Below are 24,438 nucleotides of genomic sequence, written 5' to 3'. Positions count from 1 at the left end.
GCGACACTGATGGACTTCCTGATCCGCACCATCGATTTCACCGCCGCAGGCCGCGAGATAGTGCGCGACCGGCTGGTCAGCGCGGCCAGCCTTGGCGTGGGGCGCGATGCCGCCAATGCCATCCACCTGCCCGACCTGGCGGTGGAGCAAAACCACGTGGCAATCAGCGCCACGCCGGGCAGCAACCTCATTACCGTGAAGGCACTGGGCACGCTGGGTTTCACGCTGGACGGGCGCGCCGAGATGCAGGCGAGCGTGGACCCGGTGCGCGGCGGCGAGGTGGGGCTGGGCTCCTATCGCCTGGCCTTCTCGCAGGAAGCGGGCGATGCAGGTCCGCGCACGGTCATCACCATTCGCCAGGTTGCCGACGATGAGGGCGAGGGGAAGGACCGGCTGCGCCAGTTCGGCCTGGCCGCCGCCATGCCGGGCAAGCGGGCGATGGCCTGGATCGGGCTTGCCGTGGTGCTGCTGGCCTTCCTGGCCGTGCCCGTGTGGTCCAGCCTGACCAAGCCCGATGTGGAACCGGATATCGACCGGCCCGGCGCTGTGCTGATGGATGCGAGCTGGTCATCCGGCGCGCTTTCCACCGCGCACCACGCGCTGGAGAACCAGTGCGAGGCCTGCCACGTCGAACCCTTCCAGCCGGTGCAGGACCAGACGTGCCTGACCTGCCACGAGGACATCGGCGACCATGCCGAGGCTCCGCGGCTGACACGCGGGATGCCCGAATTCACCGGCACCGATGCCCTGCTGTGGAACGTGGCCCACGCCTTCGGCAAGCCCGGCCCCGGCGCGTGCAGTGATTGCCATACCGAGCATGAGGGCGCCGGCCGGATGGAACCCACCCGCCAGCGCTTCTGCGCCGATTGCCACGGCACGCTGGATGCGCGGCTGACCGATACGGCGCTGGGCAACGCGCGCGATTTCGGCACCATGCACCCGGAATTCCAGGTGGCCGCCCTGCCGCGTGACGGGGTGACGCAGCCGCAGCGCGTGTCGCAAAGCGTCAACCCGCGCTCGTTCCCCGGCCTCAAGTTCCCGCATGACATGCACCTGGATGCGCGCGGCGGGGTGACGCAGATGGCCCGCCGGCTGGGCGCGCGCGCCGGCTATGGCGGGGTGCTGGAATGCGTCGATTGCCATCAGGAAACGGCCGACGGCGTGGGCTTCCTGCCGGTGGACATGGAGGACGATTGCGAGGCCTGCCACAGCCTTGTCTATGACAAGGTGGGCAGCACCTTCCGCACGCTGAGCCACGGCGATCTTGACCAGGCCGAGGCAGACCTGCGAGCACTGGACCGGGTGGGCCGCCGCCCCATCGTCAGCAACCGCCGCCGCCCGGGCGAATTTGGCGAAGGCGGCCTCTACTACAGCAATTTCAGCGCCGTCTCGCCCACGTCTCTGCGCGCCTCGGCCCTCAACACCGATGGCCTGTGCGGCGATTGCCACCTGCGCGGAAACCCGTCCGACGGGCCGCTGGCGGTGATGCCGGTGACGCAGATCGACCGCTATTTCAACCACGGCTGGTTCGATCACAAGGCGCACGAGCAGGAAGACTGCACCAGTTGCCACGCGGCGGAAACGTCCGACGCGGCGAGCGACCTGCTGATCCCCGATCTGGCATCCTGCCGCGACTGCCACATGGGCGAGGGGGACCGCAGCGCCGAAGTGCCCAGCACCTGCGCCATGTGCCACTCGTTCCATCCCCCCGCCAGCGGGGGTTCCGCCGCCCCGCGCCGCGTGGGAGAAGACCACGCGCGGACGATCGCTGCCGAACGGCGGCAGCGGCGGGAAGGGGCGGGGGAAGCGGCGCGATGATCATTGCCCAGTTGACCGACATCCACATCGGCTTCGAACCCGATGCGAAGCCGGAGGAATTGAACCGCACCCGCTTCCGCGCCACGCTCGACCGGCTGGTAAGCCAGCCCAACGTGCCCGACCTGCTGGTCTGCACCGGCGACATCACCGATCGCGGCGATGCCGAAAGCTTCGCCAGGACCGCCGCGCTGCTGGAAGGCCTGCCCTTCCCGGTGATGATGATGGTGGGCAACCATGACAGCCGCGCAGGGCTGCTGGCCGCCTTTCCCGATACCGCGACCAATGACGGCTTCGTGCAGTGCGCCTTCGAGCAGGACGGCCTGCTGGTGGTGCTGCTCGATACGCTGGAGGAAGGCCGCCACGGCGGGGCCTTCTGCACGCGGCGGCGCGACTGGCTGCGCGGGGTGCTGGAAGCCAACCGCGAGACCCCAACGCTGGTGTTCATGCATCACCCGCCGGTGGTTAGCGGCATCGGCTGGATGGACCCCGCACCGGGTGAAGCGTGGATCAGGAACCTCGAAGCCGCGTTCGATGGCATGGACCAGGTGCAGGCGATCCACTGCGGCCACCTACACCGCCCGTTGGCCACCAGCTTCTGCGGTATTCCGTTGAACGTGACCCCGGCGGTGGCCCCGCTCGTCTCGCTGGACTTGCGGCCGATCTCCGGCGAACTGCCCGACAGCCGCCCCCTGATCACTACCGAACCGCCGACCTATGCCCTGCACCACTGGGACGGCCAGCGCGTGGCCACCCACTACGAAAAGGTCTGCGACTGGGATGTGATCGCCTATTACGGCCCGCACCTGCAACCGATGATCCGCGAGATGGAGCGGGAGCGGGTGGGTTGACCTAACCGAAAAATAAAGAAGGCCTTCGATTTGAAAGCAATTTCGAGTTCTTGAGGATTTACGAGCTTCAGTTTCGAGAAAAATAGACCGAAGGTTCAGATGAGCGACACACTAGTATCCCTCTCTTCAATTGCTGTAGCGGTTCTGGCGCTAATGCTTGCGTTTTGGCAAACCCAGATTGCTGCTAGAAGCCTTCAAACCCAAGCTCAATCAAGTAAAGAGAGTGCCCAACTGCAGGCGCTTATAAGCTTTCGGGAGTTAGCACGGGAATGCAAATATGCAGATTCCATCGAGATAATCTCTCGTTTGAAATGCAAAAGCTACCTTGATTTCGTGGAAAAGACTGAAAGGGCAGAGAGAGATCAAATAAGAGATTGTATCGAATTTTTGAACTTTGTCTGTATTTTGATAAATTCAGGTCACATAGAGCGACAGTCTGTATGGAACGTGTATTTTGTTGCGTTCCGCATCGTTGGGAAAAATCTTTCGCCTTGGTGGTTCGAAGGGGAATGGATAGAGCATCCGCAAAGATACTCATCGGCAAAGCGGATGGCCGAAATTGTGCTGGAAGTATCGGAAGAGCAAATTGCGGCTTTCGATGATCGGAAGAGATTGACCGGCGAATTATAACATCCGAGTAAACCGTTGGTTGGAATCGGAACTCACCGCACCAACCTCGGCCCCGCACCCGGCACCCACACGCTCATATCTACCTCGTCGGTCACCCGCCACGGCACGCCGGCGCGGGTGAGGAACAGGTTTTCCATTTCCTCGCGGGTGAAGGGGCGGCTGCCCAGGCGGCCGAACACGGCGATCTGGCCGCCGGTTTCGTCCACCGCACGGTCGCGGTCGAGGCCCTTGGACATCGCCAGGGCGGGTGACGGGGTGCGCGCCCAAGCGATCAGTTCGGGCATGGCGCGGGGCTGAAGCCGTAGAAGTTGGGCTGGCTTTCCGGGCTGGTCAGCTGCACCACCTTCATCCCGTTGCGGCCATCAGCGACGTAAGCGAACAGGCTGGCGTTGGTGCTGGCCACCACCACGTCCTCCACGTCATTCATCTGCCCGCCGAAGGTCTCACGGCGGTAGATCGTGGGGGTCAGGGGCCGCGTGATGTTGACGATCACCAGCCCCTCGGCCTTGGCGGCCACATAGGCATAGGTGCGGGCGAGGTAGACGCGGCGCGCATCGGCCAGCCGCACGGTGCCTTCGGGCTTGGCGACGGGCTGGCGCATGTTGGTCACGTCGAACAGCTTCAGCCCGTCGGCATCGGTCACCCACAGGTAGCGGAACTGGAGGGCAGAGGCCCGCGCATTGCGCATGGGCACTACGCTGGTCACGCGGGGATTCGCGGGATCGGCCAGGTCCACCGTCACCAGCCCGGCATCGGCGGTGATATAGGCCATCGACCCGCCCAGCGTGATGTGCCGCGCCCCGGTGAGCACCCCGTCGGGGTTGAAGGCATCGCGCCCATTGGCCAGTTGCAGGCGGCTGAGGTCGTTGTTGCGCAGCTCGCCATCAGCAAAGGTGTCGACGTTGACCAGCACCAGCCCCTCCACCGCATCGGTGATCACGGCGTAGGAATAGATCGGCAGGAACGGCTGCTCCTGGTTCATTGCGCGCATCTGTTCGGTGTTGCGGGTGGGGGCGATGGCCTGGTTGGTGCCGATCGCCATGCAGGTGGCATTGCGCGTGGCCACGCGGGTGCTGCCGGTGAGCGGGCCGAACGGCTGGGTCTGGATCGGCTCCGAGATGCCCTTGTTGGCGATGCTGGCAATATCATAGACGCGGAAACCCCCGCGCCCTTCGGCCACGAACATGTATTCGCCGCGCATCTGCAGGCAGCGCACGGCATCGCGGGTGCCTTCGGTCACGTTGCGGAACTGTTCCTGGTGGTTTGGTTCGCCCGACAGGCCTTGCGTGAAGGTTTCCCCGCGCGTCCAGTTCTTCAGCTCGCGCCCGTTCTGCTCCACGTGCAGCCGGTAGTAGTCCGGGTAGGCATAGCGTTGCAGGTAGCTGCCGATCACCGCCTGCGGCTCGTCCCATTCGGTCACGCGGGTGGCCTGGAAGCCGCCCTCAAGCCCAGTCCAGGCGTTAAGCCCCAGGAAGTTGACGTAGTTGGTGCCCAGCAGCAGCAGTTGCGCCATGATCGCATTGTTGTCTTCTGCCTGGCTCAGGTGGCAATCGGTGCACTGCTTCGTCTCGGTGGTGCGCACCGTGTGCGGGAAGTGCGGGGCAAAGGCCTGGCTGGAGAAGCCCACCGCGCTGATCGGCGGCTGCTGGATATAGATCCGCTCGCGGTTGATGTTGGTGGAGCTGAGCACCAGCGCCGAGCTTGAGCGCACCGGGGCCACCTGGTTGCCCTTGGTGGTCTGGTGGCGGCCAAGCTGGAACATGTCGTCGCGCGCAACTTGCGGGTTGTAGGTGGCGAAGTTGCGGGTGGTTTCCCCGTCGAAGTGGTGTTCGGTGGTGCGCCAGTTGGCCTCGATCGGCAGGTGGCAGCCGCCGCAAGAGGTGGTCCACGACAGGTGGCAGGTGAAGCAGGCCATTTCCTGGTCGCCGTGGGCGCGGTTCTCTTCCGGAATGCCCAGGCCGAATTCGAAGCGGCCGGTTTCCGCCCCGTCGCGGCTCATCAGCTTGGAGCGGGCGGCGCGGGCGTTGAAGTGCGGGTTCTCCGGATCCACGCTGTCGCGCACCAGCCGAACTTCCCATTCCAGGTTGGGGTCGACGATGGAGCGCTGGATCAGTGTGCGGCGGCCGCTGGAATCGTATGTCCATTCGAACCGGCGCTTGCCATCGGGGTTGCGCAGCAGGGAAAGGTCGGTCCCCTCTGGCGGGGCGGCGGGGCCGCTGGTGCGCAGGGTGGGATAGGCGTCGGCCGTGCCGTGGCAGTCCTTGCACCCGATCTCGATGGCGTTGGCCACCTCGCCATAAATCAGGCCGTTGCCGTGGCTGTCCTGCGCGAAGTGGCAATCGGCGCATTGCAGGCCCTTTTCGGCGTGGATGTCCATCAGGTGGACGCTGTTGCCGGGGTTGGTGCCCACGGGGACGAATTCCGGCTCGTCCCGTCGGCGGTATTTCTCCGGGTCGTCCGGGCTGACGATGCCGCCTTCCTCGTTGAGCAGGTTGCCCTCGCGGTCGCGCCGGAAGATGGCGCGGAAGTTCCAGCCGTGGCCGTGATAGTCGGCAAACTGGGTGTCGCGCAGGTTGCGGTTCAGGTCATAGACGTTGCGCATGAAATCGTGGTCGCCCCACAGCCCGCGCGCGGCGGCGGCCTCAGGGTTGCGGTCGTTGATCGCGCGCACTTCGTCCGCCGTGGGATAGCGCTGCATCAGGTAGCGGCGGGCATAGTCCTCGTCGCTGATGCCCGGCGGGCGCGGGGTGCGGTTTTCCGGCCCGGGCCACATGAAGGGCGCGTCGCTCTCGTAGTCCCACATGATGTAGCCGAGGTAGGTGTTCAGGAAGATGTTCGGCTGGTGCATGTGGCAGTTCATGCACTGGCTGGTGGGGATGGCGCGGGTGAAGGTGTGCTGCAGGGGGTGCCCCCGCTCGCGGTCTTCGGCCGGTGCGGAGTGGGTGGCGGCACCGTGTTCCTCGGTGCCGTGGCCGGCGCTGTGTGACGGGGGGATCAGCGCGCCGTGGCCGCCGCCGTGGCCCGCATCCTCGCCATGCTCTTCACGCATCTGGCGGTTGATCGTGGGATCGACGGTGATGGTCTGCCCGTCCCGCCCGTACTGGGCATAGGTCAGCGAATGGCGCGGCTCGCGGTCATTGGCATAGACCACGTGGCAGGCCGCGCAGCCCGAATGGCGATAGTCGCCCTGCTGGTCATTGGTGCCCATGAACCAGGTGAAGGGATCGTTCAGGCGCGTCTTGTGGATGTTCAACACCGGGATCGCGGCGCGCAGGCCGGTGCCGGGGCCGCGGTTGGACTGGCGGATGTCCGGGCGGCCCGGCTCCTCCAGCCGCTGGATCTGGCCGCTGGGGCTGGGCAGGCCGATTTCAGGGAACTGGCTGCCGATGGTGCGCCCGCCGCGCTCGAACACGCGGAACACGTCGGCCGGGGGCACCACGTGCCAGGTAGGCAGCGGATAGAGCGCACCCAGCGCCCCGCGCGCCGCCTGTTCCGGCGTCACCGTGCCCGGAGGGGAACCCGGCGACTGGATCAGCGCCGCCTCGCCGGTGCGGGTGTAAGCCTCCCCCGTCACATAGCTTTTGAACGGCAGGATGCCGTTGTTGTAGGCCGCCCCACCCCACAGCATGGCGCCGGTGGCCATCAGGCTGCGCTCTGCCGCCTCGATCTGCGGCATGTGGCAGGCCCCGCAGGCCTCGCGCACCACGCGGTAGTCGCTGGGATTGACGAAGCGGACGAATTCCGGGCTCTCGCGGTTGAGCAGGGTATAGCTGCGTTCCGGGTTGGCACTGCTGGGGAAGTGCCAGGACTCCGGCAGGGTGGGCAGCACGTGGGCGGCATTTCGCGCGGCGACGTATTCCGGGTGGTCAAAGTCCAGCTCCGGATTGCCCCGCACGCTGGCATTGCCGCCGTGGCAATCCACGCAGCCCAGCCGCACGGCCTCGGTGGCGTGCATGGTCGGCTGGTCAGTCTGGACATGGCAGGAATAGCAGCCCGCGCTCTTTTCCTCCATCTGCGCGATCGACTGGTTCTGCGGCGCAGGGCCACCACGCACCAGCGTATAGTCGCGCAATACCGGCGTTTCTTCGCCCCCCGCCGCGCGGGTGCCTTGCGCCACCAGCAGGGCAAGGGCGGCCAGCAGCAGGCTGAGGGCCAAGGCAAGGTGCCGGTAGGAGAAGCGGGTCGCGGCCATCAGTAGCTCAGCGTCACGTTGGCCAGCACCGAGACATAGGTGCGGGTCTGGTTGAGGGAGGCGAACAGGTCACGGAAACCGCGCCCGGCCAGCAGGGTGGCGGCGGAAAGGCGGGCGACGATGTTCTGGTTGGCGTTGGGCCGCCACACGGCGGCGGTCGACAGGTCGAAGCCGATATCGCGCGGGATCGTGCCTTCCACCCGCAGCGTTTCCAGCGATGTGGTGTTCTCGAACCACAGGTGGTTGGCGTTGGCCGACAGGCGCACCTCGGGCGAAAGGTCGAAGTCCGCGCCCAGGCCCAGCAGCATCAGGCCGGGGTTGTTGAAGTTGCTCTGCCCCTGTTCCTTGGAACTGCGCAGCGAATTGAGGATGCCGTTGCGCCCGTTCAGGCTGATCGCCCGCCCGCCGCCGGCAAAGGGAATGGTCTGGCGGATCCAGTAGCTGGTGTCGGCCCCGGCAAAGACGGGGTTCTCGAAGATCGCGTCATACCCGCCTTCGGTGTTGTCGAACGGGTCGCCATCGCCGCTGGCATAGACGGCGGACAGGCGGAAGCGCATCCAGTCACGGTCAAAACCGGCCTCGGCGGCGGCGAACTGGGCGTTGATGGTGGCCGGCCGGTCGGTGAAGAAGCTGTTCCGGTCCTTGCCCAGTGCCTGGTAGAAGCTGGCGGTGAGGTTGACCCGGCCGATGTGCCCGTCGGCGTTATAGCCCAGGTAGACCACGTCGTAATCGCGGCCGCGCAAGGATCCCAGCAGGCCCGGGCGCACGGGGAAGCCGTTATCGTCGATCTCGACGTTGTCGCCCTCGCGGTTGCGGTTGTAGGCCACCGTCACCTGGCTGGTCAGCGCCGGGATGATGAAATCCTGCCGGTAGACGTTGGCGAACAGCACGAAATCATCGCGCGGGCGCTGGACGATGGAATTGAGACCGCTGTTGGTATCCTTCTCCAGCCGCCAGAAGGCTGCCAGGTTGAACTGGAAGCGGTTGTTGTCCCGGTTGCCGAACAGGCGGATGCCCAATTCGCTGTCGTTGAACAGGAAGCCGCGGAAATCGGCCTGGAACGGCTGGATGCCCGCGCGGATCGAGATGAAATCGAAGCGCGAGGTATCGTAGTGGTGCAGGTGGTAATCCACGAAGGCTTCCTGCACGCCCAGGAAATGATCCAGCCGGTGGGTCGCCTTGCTGGGCTCCACGTGCAGCACGCGCCGCTCCGGCACATCCACATAGTTGACGTTGTAGGCCAGCGTCAGGCGGTATTCGATCGCCGGCGGGGCATAGGCGGTGGAGCCTTTCAGCAGCGCGAAGCCGGCAATGAAGGTCTGGCTGAACACGGTGGAGATCGGCCGCCCGAACACGTCCAGCCGCTGCGGATCGGCGGTGGTCTGCACGCCTACCGGAATGGGGAAGGTGCGCGGCTCCACCACGGTATCGGAAATGGCATTGGCCACGAAAAACCAGTGGCCCGGCTCAAGCCCCAGCCAGCCTGGCGTGAGGCAGCGGGACGAACCATAGGGCGCGGGGGTTCCCGCCGCTGCCGCCGCCTCGCGCTGGGCTTCGCGATATTCGCGCTCCTCCGGCGCGTTGGTGCAGATCGGCCGGTCACCCTTATAGGTGTTCTGGTGATAGGGATCGGCCCAGTCCTCGGTGACGAGGCCGAGGTTCTCGATCAGCCGCCAGCGATCGGGGATCGGCACCTGGTCTGCCGGGAAGGCCTGCGGCGGGGGCGCGCGCACCGCCCCCTCGTTGGTCTGCGTAACCGGCGGGGGCAGCGGGGCGACATAGCCGGGACGGGTGCGGCCTTCGATCACGCCGTTGTCGACCGGTTCGGGCGGGGGCGGGCCTTGCGTGCCGAGGCCGCCAGTGGGGGCCGGGGCCATGCGCGGGCCGGATTGCTGCTCGGCGGGTGCCGCTTCTTCGTGCGTTTCGGGTACGGCTTCGGGAGGTGGCGCGTCCGCCGGGGCCTGGGCCATCAGGGGCAGCAAGGCGAGGCTGAGGATCACAGGCCCTGGCACACGTTCTGTTGCGCGGTGTCGAGGAACGGTGCGAAGGGGCAACTGACATAGCGCAGCCGCGCTTCGCGGCCCCCGCCAAGCTGGACCACCACGGTATCGGCGCGGATTGCCGGATCGGCATTCCTGATCGTGCCCAGGCGGATGCCCGCGTTGTTGAGGCCCAGGAAGCTGACCATGTCATCCTGGTCGATGCCGTCACCCGAAACGCCGATGCCGCCCACCAGCACGTTGCCGCGATAGATCGGCACCGAACCGGGGAAGATCTGGATGCCGTTGGCCAGCCGCTTCTGGCCTGGCGCGGCCTCGGGCACACCGGTGCAGCCCACGGGGGTATCGGCGCTGGCCCCGCCGCTGGCCACATAGGTCACGTGCTGCACGATGTTGCCCGCGACCAGATCGGTCTGCAGGCCCACGGCAAACGGACTCCACTGTGCGGCGGTGGGGGTGGAGAACGGGCCGGGCGGCATGGCCACCTCGCCATCGGGGAAATAGGGGCGCGACAGGTTGCCGCCAGACCTGTCGGCAAAGGCGATGGTGCCGGTCAGCGCGGCCGGGTTGCCCAGGAAGGTGCGGACCCGGGCGACGTAGCCCGCCACTTCGCCGCCAACCGCCAGCAGTTGCCCGGCGGCATTGGGGCCGGAGAAGAAAGTGGCCGTGCGCGCCTTCTGCAAGGAGACGTCGGTGCCGAATACCGGGCCATCGGGACTGCGGACGATGCCCAGCACCGCGCCATTGGTATCGACCACGCTGACCGTTGCCTGCATCCGGCTGTCGAGCGGGCGGCGGATCTGCGCGCGGGCGCGGGAGAGGACGGCGAAGGCCTCCTCCAGGATCGCGCGCGTTTCCGCCGCCGTCAGCGGCTGGGTGACGCTGGCGGCATCGGTTCCCCCGCGGATGGGATAGCGCGGGTTGCCGCTGCCATCGGTAAGGATAAAGGCATCGCGGTTGCTGAATTCCGCCGCCGTGGCAGCACGGAAGCCCGAACCTTCCGTGCCATAGGCTACGCCCGCGCGCAGCGTGCCGTCGGTATAGCCGGTCACCGCCATCAGCGCGCCGGGGGCGGCGGCGAAACTGGTCTGCAAGGTGCCAAGCTGGCCGGGGGTGGCATCGGCAAAGCGCAGCGCCGTGCCGTCCACGAAGATGCGTTCCGCCCGGATGTCCTCCGGCGGCATGAAGCCCTGGATACCGGCCAGCGCGATCAGCTCCTCGGCATCGGTGTCCACGTCCAGCGTGTTTGGATCGAAGCCATAATCGCCATCGCCCATCACGCCGATGCCGCCCACCACTACGCCGTTCTTGTAGATCGGCAGGCCGCCGGGATCGGCCGCCAGGCCAAGCGGCGAGCGCTTGGGGCCGGTCATCGCTGCCGGGCCACCGCCGGGCAGGAAGCGGCGCGACAGGTCCGAACAGGGAAGCTGGCTGAACTGCACCCCGAACAGCGGGCCGCTTTCCAGCCCCACCGTGGTGGGTGCGGGCGGGAAGTGCTGCTGCACGATCTGGCTGGCGGTGCGGGTGGTGAAGGCGTTGCCGCTGCTGGAGAGGTAGGCGCCTGTCAGCGCCTTGGCGATGGCCCCTGTCACCGCGGGAACCGTGGCCCCCTGCAGCCCCAGCTCCTGCCCCGCAGCGGCACTGCCGCCGATGGTCCTGACCGAAACCCGCATGGTGTCGCGTGCCCCGGTCATGCGGAAGGCGGCCAGCACGTTGCCCACCCGGTCGCTGACCACGATCCAGCTTGGCAGGTTGCGGGCCGTGGCCTCGCCGGCGGCCTGGGCGACGATCCGCTGCACCTCCGCCGTGGTCAGGGCTTCCTGGGCGGGCGGAGTGAACAGGCCGCCAGTGGTGGGCGTGGGCGTGGGGGTAGGGGTGGGCACGGGGGTAGGCGCGCCGCTGCTTCCGCCGCAACCGGCAAGCACCAGCGCCAGGCTGGCGACCAGGGCGGTCGATCCGCGATGGGCCCCCCGCACGGCCATTATTTCAGCCGCCCGATCGCGGTCACCGCACCGCCCAGCGCCGCGCGGAAGCGGTCCGGATCATAGCTGGTCGGGCTGCTGACGGCTTGGTAGGCGCGGTTGATATCGGCCCGGATGCTGGCTGCCGCGCCCACGGTGATGCGCCCTTCGGTGACGAGGCCGTTAAGCAGCGTGTCCACCGCCATCACCGCCTGCGCGCTGCCCGCATAGTCGGTGAAGCGGGTATTGGTGGTGCGGCTGCCGATGATGGCGATCACCTGGAAGGCATCGTCCGCGCCATAGCTGCGCTGGGCCATGGTGTCCGACAGGCGGGCCGCTTCGGCGCGCAGGGCCACGGCGGCCTGCTGCGCGGGCTCCCGCCCCTCGCTCATCGCGGCGTGGAACTGCCGGCTGGCGGCGCGGAAGCTTTCCGCGCGCGCCGGGGCCAGGGCCTGGGCCACGGCGTCGAGCATGATGATGTTCTCGTCATTGAACGGCGGCTGGCCGAAGGTGATCGGGCGGCCCGGATTGACCTCGAAGGTCAGCCGCCGGTCGGCCCCGTCGGTGATCGGGCGGTGGCAGCTATGGCAGTCGAGGAAGTAGAACTGCGGGAACATCCCGTCGAAGGCCAGGTTGGGGCGGCTGAACAGGTCGGTGGCGCGGGCCACGGCCTCGGCCTGGCCAACGGCCCACAGTTGCACCGGGCCGGGGGCATTCTTGCGCTGGCGGTAATCGGCATCGACATCGTGATGCTGCTGGAAGGCGCTGAACAGGTCCAGCTCGAAGGTCACGCGCGGGTGGCCGGCGGCCATCATCGCGTGGGTGACGAACTGGCCCTGCTTGCTGCTGCCGTAATGGCAATCCAGGCACACGCGGGCGCGGGTCTGCGGCTGGTCCAGCGGCACCATGCCATTGGCCAAGTTGGCGGCGTGGCTGGCACCCACTTCATAATGCGTGGCGATCCAGTTGGCGGCAGGGCCGTGGCAGCTTTCGCAGCCCACCCCGTCGCTCTGCAGGAAGCGCGGGCCGGCTTCCTGCGCACCCGCAGTGCTGGCGTGGCAGCCGGTGCATTCGGCGCGGTTGGCACTGTCCCAGCCCAGCGAGCGGGCGATCTGCTGGCCGCGGAAGCTGGAGAGCACGGCATGGGCGCGGCTGTGCGCGCCGCTGACCGATCCGGGGGCCTGCCAGGTGGCGATCTCGTCCTGCCGCACCACCGCGCCGTTGCCTTCGCTGCGGCCGTGGCAGGTTGAGCCGGCGCAAGAGGCGACGCCGGTATAGCGATAGGCGGCCTGCGCCTGGACTTCGCTATCCTGTGGCAGGCCGACGAACAGGGCCAATGCGCCAAGGGCAACCACTGCCAGCGCCGACAGCGCCCGGCGCACCTGCGCCCTGGCTGCTGCATTCCCCCGTGGCCGCGTGTCCATTCGTGTCCCCCCAAGCACTCAAGGCATTCCCCGGCGCCCCCCGCCGGTCAGGCAAAGGCTATTCGGTCACCTCCGTCGCGCTGGCCAGCTGGGCCAGTTGCACCGTGCAGCCGTTGGCGATCAGCGTGGCGGCCAGTTCCTCCGGCGTGGCGGGCACGGCATCGAGGAACACGAAGCGCACCTCCACCGCGCTGGCCCCGCTGCCGTGGCCGATGCGATAGGTGTGGCCCGCCACCGGCGGATGGTTGATGTCCCAGATGGCCAGCGCTTCGCCGGCGCGGAAGCTGGCGTCCACCGGCCCCTCGCTCAGCCCCTCGGCCACCAGGGCATAGGTGCTGTCGGCCTGGGTATCGCCCCGCCACAGGCGCACATTCTCGGGGTCGGGCAGGCAGCGCGTGCCGGCGGTGCTCACGTCTACGTACCACAAGCTGGGGTTGCTGGGCGCGCCGCCGGTATCGCCCGGGCCGCGCACGGCCCCGGTGCGGGCCCGGCTGGCGGCACGCTGCGTGGTCAGGCGCTGGAACCCGGTGTTGGTGCTGCTGGCGCTGGCCTGCGACAGGACATAGGTGCCCGCGCCGCGGAACACCCGCGTGCCGCCGTTCTGCAACACGGTCAGCGTATCGCCGTCGCGCAGCACGATGCGGTCATTGGTGCCGATCTGGCGACCGACAGGGTAATTGCCGGCGGACGGCCCGCTGGAGGATACCACCACGCCCGCCTGCGCCACCTGCGGCGCGGCCAGCACCGCTACGGCCATGGCCCCTGCGGCAAGCCACCTGTTAGTCCAGGACATAAGCACCTTCCCCGTCGAGTTCCCGGCACCGGCTTAGCAAATTCTGCAGCGCCTTGTCAGCCGGATTGCGGTGAACCACATCTTCGATCATGGCCAGGGCCCGATCGCGGTCGGTGGCCAGCATGGCCAGGGCTGTAGAAAGCTTGTCCCGGTCCGGCTTGGAAAAATCCGGCGCTGGTTCAAAAATATCCACCGGCTGGGCGCGGCCGCGCAGGACCACGCGGCCCATCGGGCGCCACCAGTCCAGCCCGCTGCGCTCCACGAACTCGCGGCTGGCCATCACCGAGGACTGCAGCGGCTTGTTGGCCGATTCCAGCCGCGCGGCGGTGTTCATCGAATCGCCCAGCGCGGTATACTGGATGCGGTTCTCGCCGCCGAAGTTGCCGACCACCGCTTCGCCCCAGTGGAGGCCCACGCGAGTCTTGCCGATGCGCGGCAGATTGGGGTCCATCGCCGCCACTTCCGCCCGGAAGGCTTCGCCCGCCTGCCAGATGGCATAGCCGCAGCGCGCCGCCCGCTCGCCATCGTCCGCCCGCGCGATCGGCGCGCCCCAGAAGGCGACCACGGCATCGCCCACGAACTTGTCGAGGATGCCGCCGTGGGCCAGCACCACCTCGCTCAAGCTGTCGAGATAGCGGTTGAGCAATTTCGCGACCATTTCCGGGCTGATCGCGTGGCTCATCTTGGTGAAGCCTTCGAGGTCCGAAAACAGCACGAAGATGTCTGCCTTGGTGCCACCCAGTTGCAACAGTTCGGGCTTGTCGATGATCTCCTGCGCGATGCTGGCGGGCAGGTACTTGCCCAGAGCCCCTTGGGCGAACCGGCGCTGCACCGCGCTGGCCGCGCGCACCGCGCTGGTCACCGCCAGGAAGGCCAGCAGCCACGCGAGCACCGGCCCCACCGCCGGAAAGCCATAGGTGTCCACCCCTTGCGCCAGCAGCAGGAACGGCAGGCCCAGGAACAGCGCCAGTTGCGCCGCAACCAGCGGGATCACGCGCACGCTGCGGATTTCCATCAGCGCGGTCAGCCCCGCGCACAGCACCACCAGCACGGCATAGGCCCACAGCAGCCAGCCGGGCACCTGCTGCAGCCGCGCCCCGTCCAGCATCTGCGCGATGGTGGCGGCGTGGATCTCGATTCCCGGCGGGCGCGGGTCGAAAGCGCCGCTGGCCAGGGTATCGGGGTTGAAGGCGGAGAACGGCGTCAGCGCGCGGTCGTAATCGGTGATGTCGCCGCCGATCAGGACATAGGCCCCTTCGATCTGGCGGGCGAATTCCTGCCTGACCTCGGGAATGGCCATCAGCTCGTCATTGCCGAAAGCGTCGATCTGCACCGTGGCGAACACCGGCCGGTCAAGCAGGGCGGGCAGGCGATAGCGGATGGCTCCCTGATAGCCATAGAAGTCACGCACCCGGGGCTCGCCCGCGCTTTGCAGCATGGCGCGGCCCATCAGCGGCGGCAGGGTGCGCTCGATCGTGGGCCACACGCGCACCACGTCGCGCGATTCGCTGTCCAGCCGCACGCTGGCGGGGCGGGCGCGGCTGCCTTCCAGCCGGGCCAGGAACCCGTCGAGGAACTGCTGCTGCTCGTAGACGATATCCTGCGCATTGGTGGCGGTGTTGGCATAGCCGATGGCCACCGGCGTCTGCATGGCACGCAGGGCATCGATCAGCTCCTCGTCCTCGGCCTGCGGCTGGTCGAACAGGATATCGATGCCGATGGCCTTTGCCCCCATGCCATCTATGTTGCGCAGGGCCCGCGCCAGTAGCCCGCGATCGAGCGGCGAGCGCTTCTGCAGGTTGATGAGCGTATTGTCGTCATAGGCGATGATGACCACGCGCGGGTCCTGCTCCACCGCCTGGGCCAGCATGTAGCTGCGATAGTCGAACAGCGCGCGTTCGGCATCATCGGTGAAATAGGTGTGCCAGCTCAGCCGCCCCACCAGCACGGCCAGCACCAGCAGCACGGCGGTAAGGGCCAGGCGCTTCGGCCCCGCCTCGCGCACGTTACGCCAGCCCGTGGCAAACAGTGATCTGGTTGTGCCCTTCGCCATCTGCTGCCTGTGCTCCCCCAAGCACCGATTCCCCAAAGCTGCCCAGACCCTGCGGCATGGCCGGACGCAATACAAGCACCATGCGGTGCAGCGAACTTGGCTGTTTATTTCGGCTGCGCGAAGTGGTCAGATGCTCAGCGCATAACCACGCCCGAGTCGCACCAAGGGCTGCAATCGATCGGCCCCCGGAGCACTTGGGCATAACATGCTTGGGGGGATAATCATGGCAGTTTCCGATCACGTAGACTTTCCCACGTTCATGGAAGGCGTGAAGAAGCGCAATCCGCACCAGCCGGAATTCGTCCAGGCGGTGCAGGAAGTGGCCGAAGACATCTTCGACTTCATGGCCGACAAGGAAGAGTACCACAGCCAGCAGATCCTGCGCCGCATTGCCGAGCCGGACCGGGTGGTCTCGTTCCGCGTGTGCTGGGAGGACGACGCCGGCAATATCCGCGTCCAGCGCGGCTGGCGGGTGCAGAACAACAACGCCATCGGCCCCTACAAGGGCGGCATCCGCTTTCACCCCAGCGTGACCGAAAGCGTGCTGAAATTCCTGGCTTTCGAGCAGACCTTCAAGAACGCGCTGACCGGCCTGCCCATGGGCGGCGGCAAGGGCGGGTCCAACTTCAACCCCAAGGGCAAGAGCGTGCGCGAGATCATGCGCTTCTGCCAGAGCTTCATGACCGAGCTCTACCGCCACATCGGCGCGGATGTTGACGTGCCGGCAGGCGACATCGGCGTGGGCGGGCGCGAGATCGGCTACATGTTCGGCCAGTATAAGCGCATCACCAACGAATTTACCGGCGTGCTGACCGGCAAGGGCCTGGAATGGGGCGGTAGCCTGATCCGCACCGAGGCGACCGGCTATGGCGCGGTATACTTCCTGGCCAACATGCTGGCCACCCGGGGCATGGACCTGGTGGGCAAGACCGCGGTCATCTCCGGCAGTGGCAACGTGGCCACCCACGCGGCGGAAAAGATCGTCCAGCTTGGCGGCAAGGTGCTGACGCTGAGCGACAGCGGCGGCTTCATCCACGATCCGGACGGCATCACGCAGGACAAGATCGAGTGGGTGAAGACCCACAAGACCCATCGCCGCGGCCGGATCGAGGAATATGTGGAGGCCTTTCCCAAGGCCACCTTCCATGCCGGCAAGACCCCGTGGGGCGTGCCCTGCGACGTGGCGCTGCCTTGCGCCACGCAGAACGAGCTGCTGGGCGAGGATGCGCGCACGCTGGTGGCCAACGGCTGCATCGCCGTGTCCGAAGGGGCCAACATGCCCACCGACCTTGATGGCGTGCACACCTTCAAGCACGCTCGGCTGCTCTATGCCCCGGGCAAGGCATCGAATGCGGGCGGCGTGGCCGTGTCCGGCCTGGAGATGAGCCAGAATTCCGCCCGCCGCAGCTGGCACGAGGACGAGCTGCAGCAGATGCTGAAGGACATCATGGCCGGCATTCACGCCCGCTGCGAGGAATATGGCCGCCAGGGCGACTACATCGACTATGTGAAGGGGGCCAATATCGCCGGCTTCAAGAAGGTGGCGGATGCCATGCTGGCTTTCGGGGTTGTCTGAGTAATCGGCGCGGCAGGGTTAACGCCCTGCCGCCTGCCCCTTTGTGATTGCCCGTAAAAATCGCGGTAAACCCTAATTTAACCGCGTTCTTGCGCCCGTGGTAAATACCTGCGGCGTTATCCTCTGGTGCATGAGCACCCTTGCCAAGATCTCGACCTGCTGGCGCGCCATGCTGCGCGACCTGACTGCCGGCGTAACCACGCTGGGCGTGCTGGCCCTGCCCGCCGTGATCGGTGCCACCGGCCTGACGGTTGATATCAGCCGCGGCTACCAGCAGAAGGTTTCCAACCAGCGCGCGGCAGACATGGCCGCACTGGCCGCCGCCACCGCCTACAAAGCCAATGCCAGCACCGCTCTGCTGCAACCCACCGCGGCAGACCTGGTGCGCGTGAACGGCATCGGCGGGGCGACCGTCACGGCAGACCTGGTGAATAACTATCCGACCACCGGCCAGACCTCGATCAAGGTCACCGTGGTGCGCCCGGTGCCGTTCTACCTGGCATCGGTGGTGGGCCTGACCGGCGCGTTCGACGTGAAGGCGGTGTCCTATGCCCAGATCGGTGGCAGCGCCACGGCCAGCGCGCCGTGCTACCTGGCACTGTCCACCAGTTCCACGGCCATCAACATGAGCGGCGGCGCCACCATCAGCGCACCCAACTGCGCGATTGCCGCCGTGGGCGGCATCAACCAGGGTGCCACCAGCATGTCTGCCAAGGACGTGATCTCGGGCGGCGGCGACGTGGTGCTCAACTATGGCAGCCTGACGGTTTCCAGCAACCTGTTCTATTCCAACAACTTCACCTTCCCCAACTGGAACACCGCGGTTCCGGCGGCGGACAAGCGCAAGAAGCAGGCGACCACGCTGGCCGACCCCTGGGCCGGCAATGCCGACCGGACGGCGGCGGTGGCGCTGATCGGCACCTATACCGCCGTGCCTGCGCTCACCAGCCCGACCACCGCCGGGTCCGGGGCCTGGACCATCGGCAGCACGTCCGTGAGCACGCCGGGCGGCACCACCACCTACAACTCGTCGACCAAGACCTACACCGTCGCGGTCAAGACGCCGTGTGAATTCAACATCACCTCGATCACGATCTCAGGTGACAGCAAGCTGGTGTTCCCCAGCGGCTGCAACATCAACGTGCACAACGGCATCACCACGTCCGGCAGCACGCATATCAACTTCGGCAACTCCAACGTCTATATCAACGGCAACGTCACCAGCGGCGCTTCGGCCGGCATGACCTTCGGCAACGGCATTCTGTGGATCGGTAGCGGCACCCACAGCTTCTCCGGCCCGCAAACCAAGGGCGATGGCGACGTGACGATGGCCGGCAACGTGACCGTGACCGGCGGCTCCAGCTTCTCGTTCGGGGACGGCAACCACTTCTTCGGCAGCCTGTCGCTGGGCGGCGGCACCAACGTGAAAATGGGCGCGGGCAATTTCCAGGCCAGCACCGGCGTGGCGATCAGCGGCGACAGCATCGTGGCACTGGGCAACGGCAACGTGCTGCTGGGCAAGAACACCAGCACCAACAATGCCATCGATCTGGACGGTTCGGCCCGCTTCATGATGGGCAACGGCACGTTCAGCGCCAACGGCAACATCGATACCGAGGGCGGCAGCCGCCTGGTCTTCGGTGCCACCACCAACCACTACATCAACGGCAACATGAACATCCGCGGATCGGCGCTGTTCGGTGCCGGCCGCTACACCATCAACGGCAACTTCATCAACGGCACCGGCGGCACCACCTGGCCCTATACCTCGCCTTATACCGGCGTGACCTATGGCTCGGCCTTCAGCGGCTATGACATGGGCGGGACCGACGTGACCTTCGTGATGAGCGGCACGCTGAACCTGGCGGGCGGGGCCAAGTCCTACCTGGTGGCCCCGGCCAGCACCGCCACCGGCGGGGCGATTGCCGAACTGCTGCTGACGTCAACCAGCACCGCCGCCACATCATGGAACGCCGGGTCCAGCAACGCCTTTGGCGGCGCCCTGCACCTGCCATTGTCCGCCGTGACGATGAGCGGCGGCAACACCACGGTGGCCACCGGCAACTGCTTCAGCCTGATCGCCAATACCATCACCATCAGCGGCGGGGCGCAGACGGGCACATCGTGTACCGCCATGAGCGGCGCCTATTCGGGCGGCGGTAGCGGATCGGTAAGACTTGTGAACTAAGGTTAGCGCCATGCTTACCAAGTTCCAATTCACCCGGCTTTTCAAAGACCTGCGCCGCGACGAGCAGGGTGCCGTGGTGGTGGAATTCGCCTTCTGGGTGGTGGGCTTTTTCTTCGTGGCGATGATCGCCATCGATTTCGGGTTCTACTTCGTCCAGCGCACCAAGCTGAACATGGCCGTGGGATCGGTGGCCGTGGCGGCGTTCAACACGCCCGGCAACGTCGATTTCACCAACATGCCATCCGCCGTGCGCAGCCTGGGCGGCCTCAGCAGCACCACGGTGACGGTAAGCTGCAACGGCGTGGCCAATTCGTGCACCAATGCCAGCCGCACCTGTGCCTGCCTGAAGCAGGATGGCACCTATGTGACCGCCGCTTGCGGCAATTCGTGCACCGGCACGGGGGTCACCGCCGGCTCAACCGCCGGCTATTACATGACCGTGCGCGCCTCGGTGATCTACCAGCCGATGGTGATCCCGCAGGCCATGCTGAGCAGCCCGGCGATGGCCCAGCAGGCCACGGTGCGGCTGCAATGATCCGCCCCAAGCGCCTAGTCCGGGATACACGCGGCAACGCGATGACCGAGTTTGCCCTGGTCTTCCCGGTGTTCCTCTTGTTCCTGTTCGGCGCCATCGAGGGGTGCCGGCTGATGTGGTCGCAGCAGGTGCTGGAGACGGCGGCCTATGAAACGGCACGCTGCATGTCGGTCAGCTCGTCGTGTGCGACGGTGGCCGGGCGCGAGGCGCGGGTGGTGACCGAAGCAGCCAATGTGGGCCTGACCATCACCGCCAGCGCGGCCACGATGACCACCGGCACCACCTGCCGCGGTCACGCCAATTCGAACAAGGTGACGATCCAGACGCCGTTCAGCACCGTGCTGCGCGGCTTCTTGCCGATGCCGACGACGATCGAGGCGACCGCCTGCTTCCCGGTGATTACGCTGAGCTAGATCAGCCGAGCGGCGCGGCCAGCAGGGCCTCGGCCCCGTCGGCTATCACGACTTCGCCGATAGTCCCGGCCAGGGCGCACCCGCCTGCGGCAACCTCCTCGCCCGCCACGCTCACCGTGCCCGTCAGCGGGATCACCAGCAACCTGCCGGGATAGCGCGCCGCCACATCTGCCGCCGGTTGCCCGGTCACCCGGTGCAGCCGGAAGTGCGGGCCATCGACCAGCGAGGCCGTGCTGCAGGCAGCCACGTGTCGCCGCAGCGCTGCCGGATGCGGCTCACCCCGCGCCACGGCCATCCCTTCCTCCAGGTGCAGTTCGCGCGGGCGGCCATAGTCGAACAGGCGATAGGTGATGTCCGAGTTCTGCTGCACCTCGATGATCGCCACGTCGGGCCCGATGGCGTGGACCGTGTTGGCGGGGATGTAGAAGAAATCGCCCGCCCGCACCTTGTGCCACACCAGCAGGTCCTCGATCGACCCGTCGAGCGCGGCGGCGCGCATGGCAGCGGCATCGATGTGGTCCGCAAAACCCACGCCCAGCGTGGCCTGCGGGCCGGCATCGACCACCAGCCAGCACTCCTCCTTGCCCTGCTTCCCCAGGCCGGTGGCCAGCGTCTGCGTGTCGGACGGGTGCACCTGCACCGACAGCTTCTCACTGGTGAAGATGTATTTCACCAGAAGCTGCGGCAGCTCCGGCGGCGGCTCGAACCAGATCTCACCGATCTTCTCGCCCGTGGGATTGCTGAAGGGAGCGGGCAAATCCTCGCGGCCCCAGGGTTTTGCGACGGTACGGGTAGGCAGCAGGGTCATGCGGAGTGCGCTTCTTCCACGATCGACAGGTCCCATTCCAGCTTGCCCAGGTCGTCCCGGCGGAATGTGCGGATGGCGCCATAGTTCCCGTCGGCTACCTTGGCCACAAAGTCCGCATCGCCGATCAGTGCGCGCCCCACGGCCACCATGTCATAATGGCCCGCCGCCATGCCTGCCGCCAGTTCGTCCACCGCCTGGGCCACGCGCGGGCCTGGGTCCACGCCGCGCATGAAAACGTCCATCACATCGGTATCGAGGCCGACCGAACCGACCGTGATCACCGGCAGGCCACAAGCCCGCGTCCAGCCGGCAAGGTTGCGCGGGTCACCGGCCCATTCAGGCTCCCAGAAGCGGCGGGTGCTGGCGTGCAGCACGTCCGCCCCGGCATCGCGCAGCAGGGTGGCCAACGTTGCCAGGTCTTCCGGGGCGGGTGCCACGCGGGCGGCAAAATCCACTTCCTTCCACTGCGAGAAGCGCAGCGAGATCAGGAAATCCGGTCCGCATTCAGCGCGGATGGCAGCGACTATCTCGGCCGGAAAGCGGGCGCGCTGCGCCATGTCCGGCCCGCCATAGCCATCCTGCCGCACATTGGTGCCGTGCCACAGGAACTGGTCCAGGAAATAACCGTGCGCCGCGTGCACCTCCACGCCCGCCGCACCGATGCTTTGGGCGATAAGGGCCGAGCGGACGAAGCCGTCGCAGATTTCTGCCAGTTCCTCCTGTGTGGCCGCGCGCCCGCTGGGCTTGCCGGGGTGGGCCAGGCCGCTGGGGGACAGGGCCTCCCCGTCGGTGCGCATGGCCCCTTCGTGCCACAGTTGCAGCAGCATTTCCCCGCCTGCCGCGCGCACCCCGTCAACGCAGCGGGCCCAGCCATCGCGCGTGGCCTGCGTCAGCCGCGCGGCGGTGGGCTGCACGGTGGCACTGGGATGGTCGATGGCAGCGCTTTCCCCGATCACCAGGGCCACTCCGCCCTGCGCGCGCCGCGCGTAATAGGCGGCCAGCTCCGCCGTGGGCGCGCCGCCTTCGCACATGCCGCGCTGCATCGCCGGCATCACCCAGCGGTTGCGCAGCGTGGTGCGGCCTATCGTCAGCGGCGTGAACAGGATCGCGGGATCGGGTGTCATCGGCGCAGCTTAGCAAGGGGCAGGGGATTGGCCAGCGGGGCGCAGTCAATCGCGCAGGAAAATCTGCTCGATCGGCAGGGCGAACACATCGGCAATGCGAAAGGCGAGGGGCAGCGAGGGATCGTACTTGCCCGTCTCGATGGCGTTGACGCTCTGGCGCGAGACGCCAATCGCATCGGCCAGGTCCTGCTGGCTCCACTGCCGTTCGGCGCGCAGCACGCGCAGGCGGTTGTTCACGAACAGTCCCCGGCGTCGCCAATGGTCAGCTTGTTGAACAGGCCGCCAAGGCCCAGGCCCACGAACCACCAGAAGGCCGTGCCGAAGCCCCCGTTGCCCGGCGGCACCAGGTCGAAGTTCTGCAGCCATTCCCAAACGGTCATCACCACCAGGCAGAAAGCCGTGGCAAACAGCGTCTGGCGCACCAGCAGCAGGCGCAGGTATTCGTCGCGCTCCTCCACCAGCAGGCGGAACACCGCCCAGAACACCCCGATCAGCGGCAGGGCGGGGGCCAGCGCCAGCGCATAGGCCAGCACTCCGCGGGGCGGCACATGCGGAAAGGCCAGCTTCGCGCCGATCAGGATGGCGATATAGGCCCCCATCAGCACGAACAGGCGGACCAGATAGCGGCGCATGGCGCCCGAACGGGGCAGCGCGCTCATGCCGCGCGCTTCGGCCAACAACGGCCGCCGAACGTGGTTGCCACCCACAGCGCCGGGATCACCGCGAACATGGTCTGGGCGCTGCTGTCGCTGACCCAGCCAAGCGCGTTGGAGAGGGCCAGCACGATCAGGGCAAAGGCCCAGCACAGGCTTCTGGACACGGTCGACATTGGTCAAGTTCCCTTGATTGGATGTCAAGGTGACTAGACATGATTCGCTGAAGTGTCAAGGGAGGTTGACATGCCTTCACCGGTCCGGACGAAGAAAGGCCCGGCTGCGCCATGCGTGGCAGCCGGGCCTTCCGGTCTGGCGGCGGCCCACGCGATGGCCCATCCGCCGGAGAGTTCAGAACCGCTTGGTCATCCCCAGGCGGAACTGGCGGGGTTCCACGATGCGGCTGTTGCGGCCCAGCACGCCTTCCGCCGGTTCGCCGGGGAAGCGCGTCTCGTAGTAATAGTCGATGTCGTCATCCTTGCTGTCGAACAGGTTCAGCACTTCGCCGTAGAACTCAAGGCCCCACAGGTTGTCGGGCGTCCAGCCCACGCGGGCATTGGCCAGGAAGGTGGCGGAACCGCGCTGGCTGTTGTCCTCGATCAGCGGGTGCGGGCCCATGTAGCGCAGGCGGGCGCTGGCGTTCCACTGGCGGAAGGCGGCGGAGACGCCCAGCTCGCCGGACGATTTCAGCGCACCGGGCACGAAGTTCTCGCCCTCCGGCAGGCTGGAGAAGCGGCTGTGGGTGCCGGTCCACACCGCGTCCACCGCCAGCCAGTTATTCGGCTTCCAGAAGGCGGTCAGTTCATAGCCGTGGCGCACGCCGGGCTCGCTCGGCTCCACCGCGCCGCTGTCGCCCACGTAGATCAGCTCGCTGCCGATGGAGGACCACCAGTAGACGCCGGTGAAGATCAGGCCGCCGCGTTCGAAGCGCAGGCCCACTTCCTCGAAATCGCCGCCCACAAGGCCGGGGGCGGGATCGACGGGATTGGTCACGCCGCGGGCATCGTTGGAATGGAAGCCCTGGCCATAGTTGGCATAGAGCGCGATGCCGTCCACCACTTCGTAGTTGGCGCCGATCTTAGGGCTGAGGATCCGGTCGCTGGCCTTGCCGCTCCACACGTCCACCCCGTCGAGCGCGCGGGTGCGGAAGCGGTAGGCATCGCCGCGCAGGCCGGCGGTGATGAACAGCCGCTCCACCGGCTCGGCGATCAGCTCGGCATAGAGGCCGGCGGACTGCTCGTTCACGGCAAAGGTGTTGTAGTTGAAGTCCAGCGCGCCATTGATCGTCTCGTCGAGGCCGATCGGGCCGATGCGGTCCATGCGCAGCTCGGTGCCCACGCGCAGCGTCAGCCGGTCGAACCGTTCCACCCGGCCGCCCCAGGTCCAGCGTTGCTCGAACTGGCGCAACTGGTCACCGTTGAC

Annotated in this window: 20 protein-coding genes; 7 read left to right on the top strand and 13 right to left on the bottom strand. The window is 67.0% G+C overall.

Translation table 11 applies throughout. From position 1 onward, the window contains the following. Positions 1-9 precede the first annotated feature (9 nt). From GRI99_RS18020 to GRI99_RS18010, 3 genes are all read left to right on the top strand, one after another. Entirely contained in the window at positions 10-1,818 is a 1,809-nt protein-coding gene (locus tag GRI99_RS18020; RefSeq protein ID WP_160773458.1) for a cytochrome c3 family protein, read from the top strand. Further along, positions 1,815-2,666, top strand: coding sequence for a metallophosphoesterase (locus GRI99_RS18015; RefSeq protein WP_160773457.1), 852 nt, complete (start codon positions 1,815-1,817; stop codon positions 2,664-2,666). Before GRI99_RS18020 ends, GRI99_RS18015 begins: the two co-directional genes overlap by 4 nt. A gap of 99 nt (positions 2,667-2,765) precedes the next feature. Next, positions 2,766-3,296 (top strand): DUF4760 domain-containing protein, encoded by a 531-nt coding sequence (locus GRI99_RS18010; RefSeq protein ID WP_160773456.1) that lies wholly within the window; start codon positions 2,766-2,768, stop codon positions 3,294-3,296. Positions 3,297-3,328: 32 nt separating this feature from the next. Here the strand turns inward: GRI99_RS18010 and GRI99_RS19070 are convergent, their stop codons facing one another. From GRI99_RS19070 to GRI99_RS17980, 7 genes are read right to left on the bottom strand one after another with little or no spacing between them, the layout of a single operon-like run. Next, entirely contained in the window at positions 3,329-3,580 is a 252-nt protein-coding gene (locus GRI99_RS19070; protein WP_439098448.1) for a hypothetical protein, read from the bottom strand. After that, positions 3,568-7,488 (bottom strand): LVIVD repeat-containing protein, encoded by a 3,921-nt coding sequence (locus GRI99_RS18005; RefSeq protein ID WP_439098447.1) that lies wholly within the window; start codon positions 7,486-7,488, stop codon positions 3,568-3,570. The genes GRI99_RS19070 and GRI99_RS18005 overlap by 13 nt, the downstream gene beginning before the upstream one ends. Then, complete coding sequence (locus tag GRI99_RS18000; RefSeq protein ID WP_202393183.1) at positions 7,488-9,458, bottom strand: hypothetical protein; 1,971 nt, start codon at positions 9,456-9,458, stop codon at positions 7,488-7,490. The genes GRI99_RS18005 and GRI99_RS18000 overlap by 1 nt, the downstream gene beginning before the upstream one ends. 26 nt (positions 9,459-9,484) lie before the next feature. Next, the gene (locus tag GRI99_RS17995; protein ID WP_160773454.1) at positions 9,485-11,470 is read right to left on the bottom strand and encodes a heme-degrading domain-containing protein; all 1,986 of its coding nucleotides are present in this window, start codon (positions 11,468-11,470) and stop codon (positions 9,485-9,487) included. Beyond that, the gene (locus tag GRI99_RS17990; protein WP_160773453.1) at positions 11,470-12,873 is read right to left on the bottom strand and encodes a multiheme c-type cytochrome; all 1,404 of its coding nucleotides are present in this window, start codon (positions 12,871-12,873) and stop codon (positions 11,470-11,472) included. Before GRI99_RS17990 ends, GRI99_RS17995 begins: the two co-directional genes overlap by 1 nt. Positions 12,874-12,931: 58 nt before the next feature. Then, entirely contained in the window at positions 12,932-13,666 is a 735-nt protein-coding gene (locus GRI99_RS17985) for a hypothetical protein (RefSeq protein WP_160773452.1), read from the bottom strand. Then, on the bottom strand, positions 13,653-15,719 hold the full coding sequence (locus tag GRI99_RS17980; RefSeq protein ID WP_160773451.1) for an adenylate/guanylate cyclase domain-containing protein: 2,067 nt from the start codon (positions 15,717-15,719) through the stop codon (positions 13,653-13,655). The genes GRI99_RS17985 and GRI99_RS17980 overlap by 14 nt, the downstream gene beginning before the upstream one ends. Before the next feature lie 223 nt (positions 15,720-15,942). Between GRI99_RS17980 and gdhA the strand changes: the two genes are divergently transcribed. The 4 genes from gdhA (at position 15,943) to GRI99_RS17960 (ending at position 20,431) form a co-directional block, all read left to right on the top strand. Continuing rightward, positions 15,943-17,295 carry an NADP-specific glutamate dehydrogenase gene (gdhA, locus tag GRI99_RS17975; protein ID WP_160773450.1) on the top strand — a complete coding sequence of 451 codons (1,353 nt, stop codon included), beginning with the start codon at positions 15,943-15,945 and terminating at the stop codon, positions 17,293-17,295. 130 nt (positions 17,296-17,425) lie between these two features. Beyond that, positions 17,426-19,483, top strand: a complete 2,058-nt coding sequence (locus GRI99_RS17970; RefSeq protein WP_160773449.1) for a beta strand repeat-containing protein — start codon at positions 17,426-17,428, stop codon at positions 19,481-19,483. A gap of 10 nt (positions 19,484-19,493) precedes the next feature. Further along, a complete protein-coding gene (locus tag GRI99_RS17965) occupies positions 19,494-20,018 on the top strand; it encodes a TadE/TadG family type IV pilus assembly protein (RefSeq protein WP_160773448.1) in 525 nt (174 codons plus the stop codon). A gap of 41 nt (positions 20,019-20,059) precedes the next feature. Next, on the top strand, positions 20,060-20,431 hold the full coding sequence (locus GRI99_RS17960) for a TadE/TadG family type IV pilus assembly protein (protein WP_160773447.1): 372 nt from the start codon (positions 20,060-20,062) through the stop codon (positions 20,429-20,431). A 1-nt stretch (position 20,432) separates the two neighbouring features. Here the strand turns inward: GRI99_RS17960 and GRI99_RS17955 are convergent, their stop codons facing one another. The 6 genes from GRI99_RS17955 to GRI99_RS17930 all read right to left on the bottom strand — a co-directional run. Continuing rightward, complete coding sequence (locus GRI99_RS17955) at positions 20,433-21,239, bottom strand: class I mannose-6-phosphate isomerase (protein WP_160773446.1); 807 nt, start codon at positions 21,237-21,239, stop codon at positions 20,433-20,435. Further along, positions 21,236-22,363, bottom strand: coding sequence for an oxidoreductase (locus GRI99_RS17950; RefSeq protein ID WP_160773445.1), 1,128 nt, complete (start codon positions 22,361-22,363; stop codon positions 21,236-21,238). Before GRI99_RS17950 ends, GRI99_RS17955 begins: the two co-directional genes overlap by 4 nt. Positions 22,364-22,408: 45 nt before the next feature. Beyond that, complete coding sequence (locus GRI99_RS17945; protein WP_160773444.1) at positions 22,409-22,600, bottom strand: helix-turn-helix domain-containing protein; 192 nt, start codon at positions 22,598-22,600, stop codon at positions 22,409-22,411. Further along, a complete protein-coding gene (locus GRI99_RS17940; RefSeq protein WP_237438457.1) occupies positions 22,597-23,022 on the bottom strand; it encodes a hypothetical protein in 426 nt (141 codons plus the stop codon). The genes GRI99_RS17945 and GRI99_RS17940 overlap by 4 nt, the downstream gene beginning before the upstream one ends. Further along, on the bottom strand, positions 23,019-23,183 hold the full coding sequence (locus tag GRI99_RS17935) for a hypothetical protein (protein WP_160773443.1): 165 nt from the start codon (positions 23,181-23,183) through the stop codon (positions 23,019-23,021). The genes GRI99_RS17940 and GRI99_RS17935 overlap by 4 nt, the downstream gene beginning before the upstream one ends. 184 nt (positions 23,184-23,367) lie before the next feature. Continuing rightward, positions 23,368-24,438, bottom strand: a 1,071-nt coding sequence (locus GRI99_RS17930) for a TonB-dependent receptor domain-containing protein (RefSeq protein ID WP_160773442.1), incomplete at its 5' end; no start/stop codon positions are given.

Source organism: Alteraurantiacibacter buctensis, from assembly GCF_009827655.1.
GTDB classification, from domain to species: Bacteria; Pseudomonadota; Alphaproteobacteria; order Sphingomonadales; family Sphingomonadaceae; genus Alteraurantiacibacter; species Alteraurantiacibacter buctensis.
This window is presented reverse-complemented; position numbering and strand designations above follow the sequence as displayed.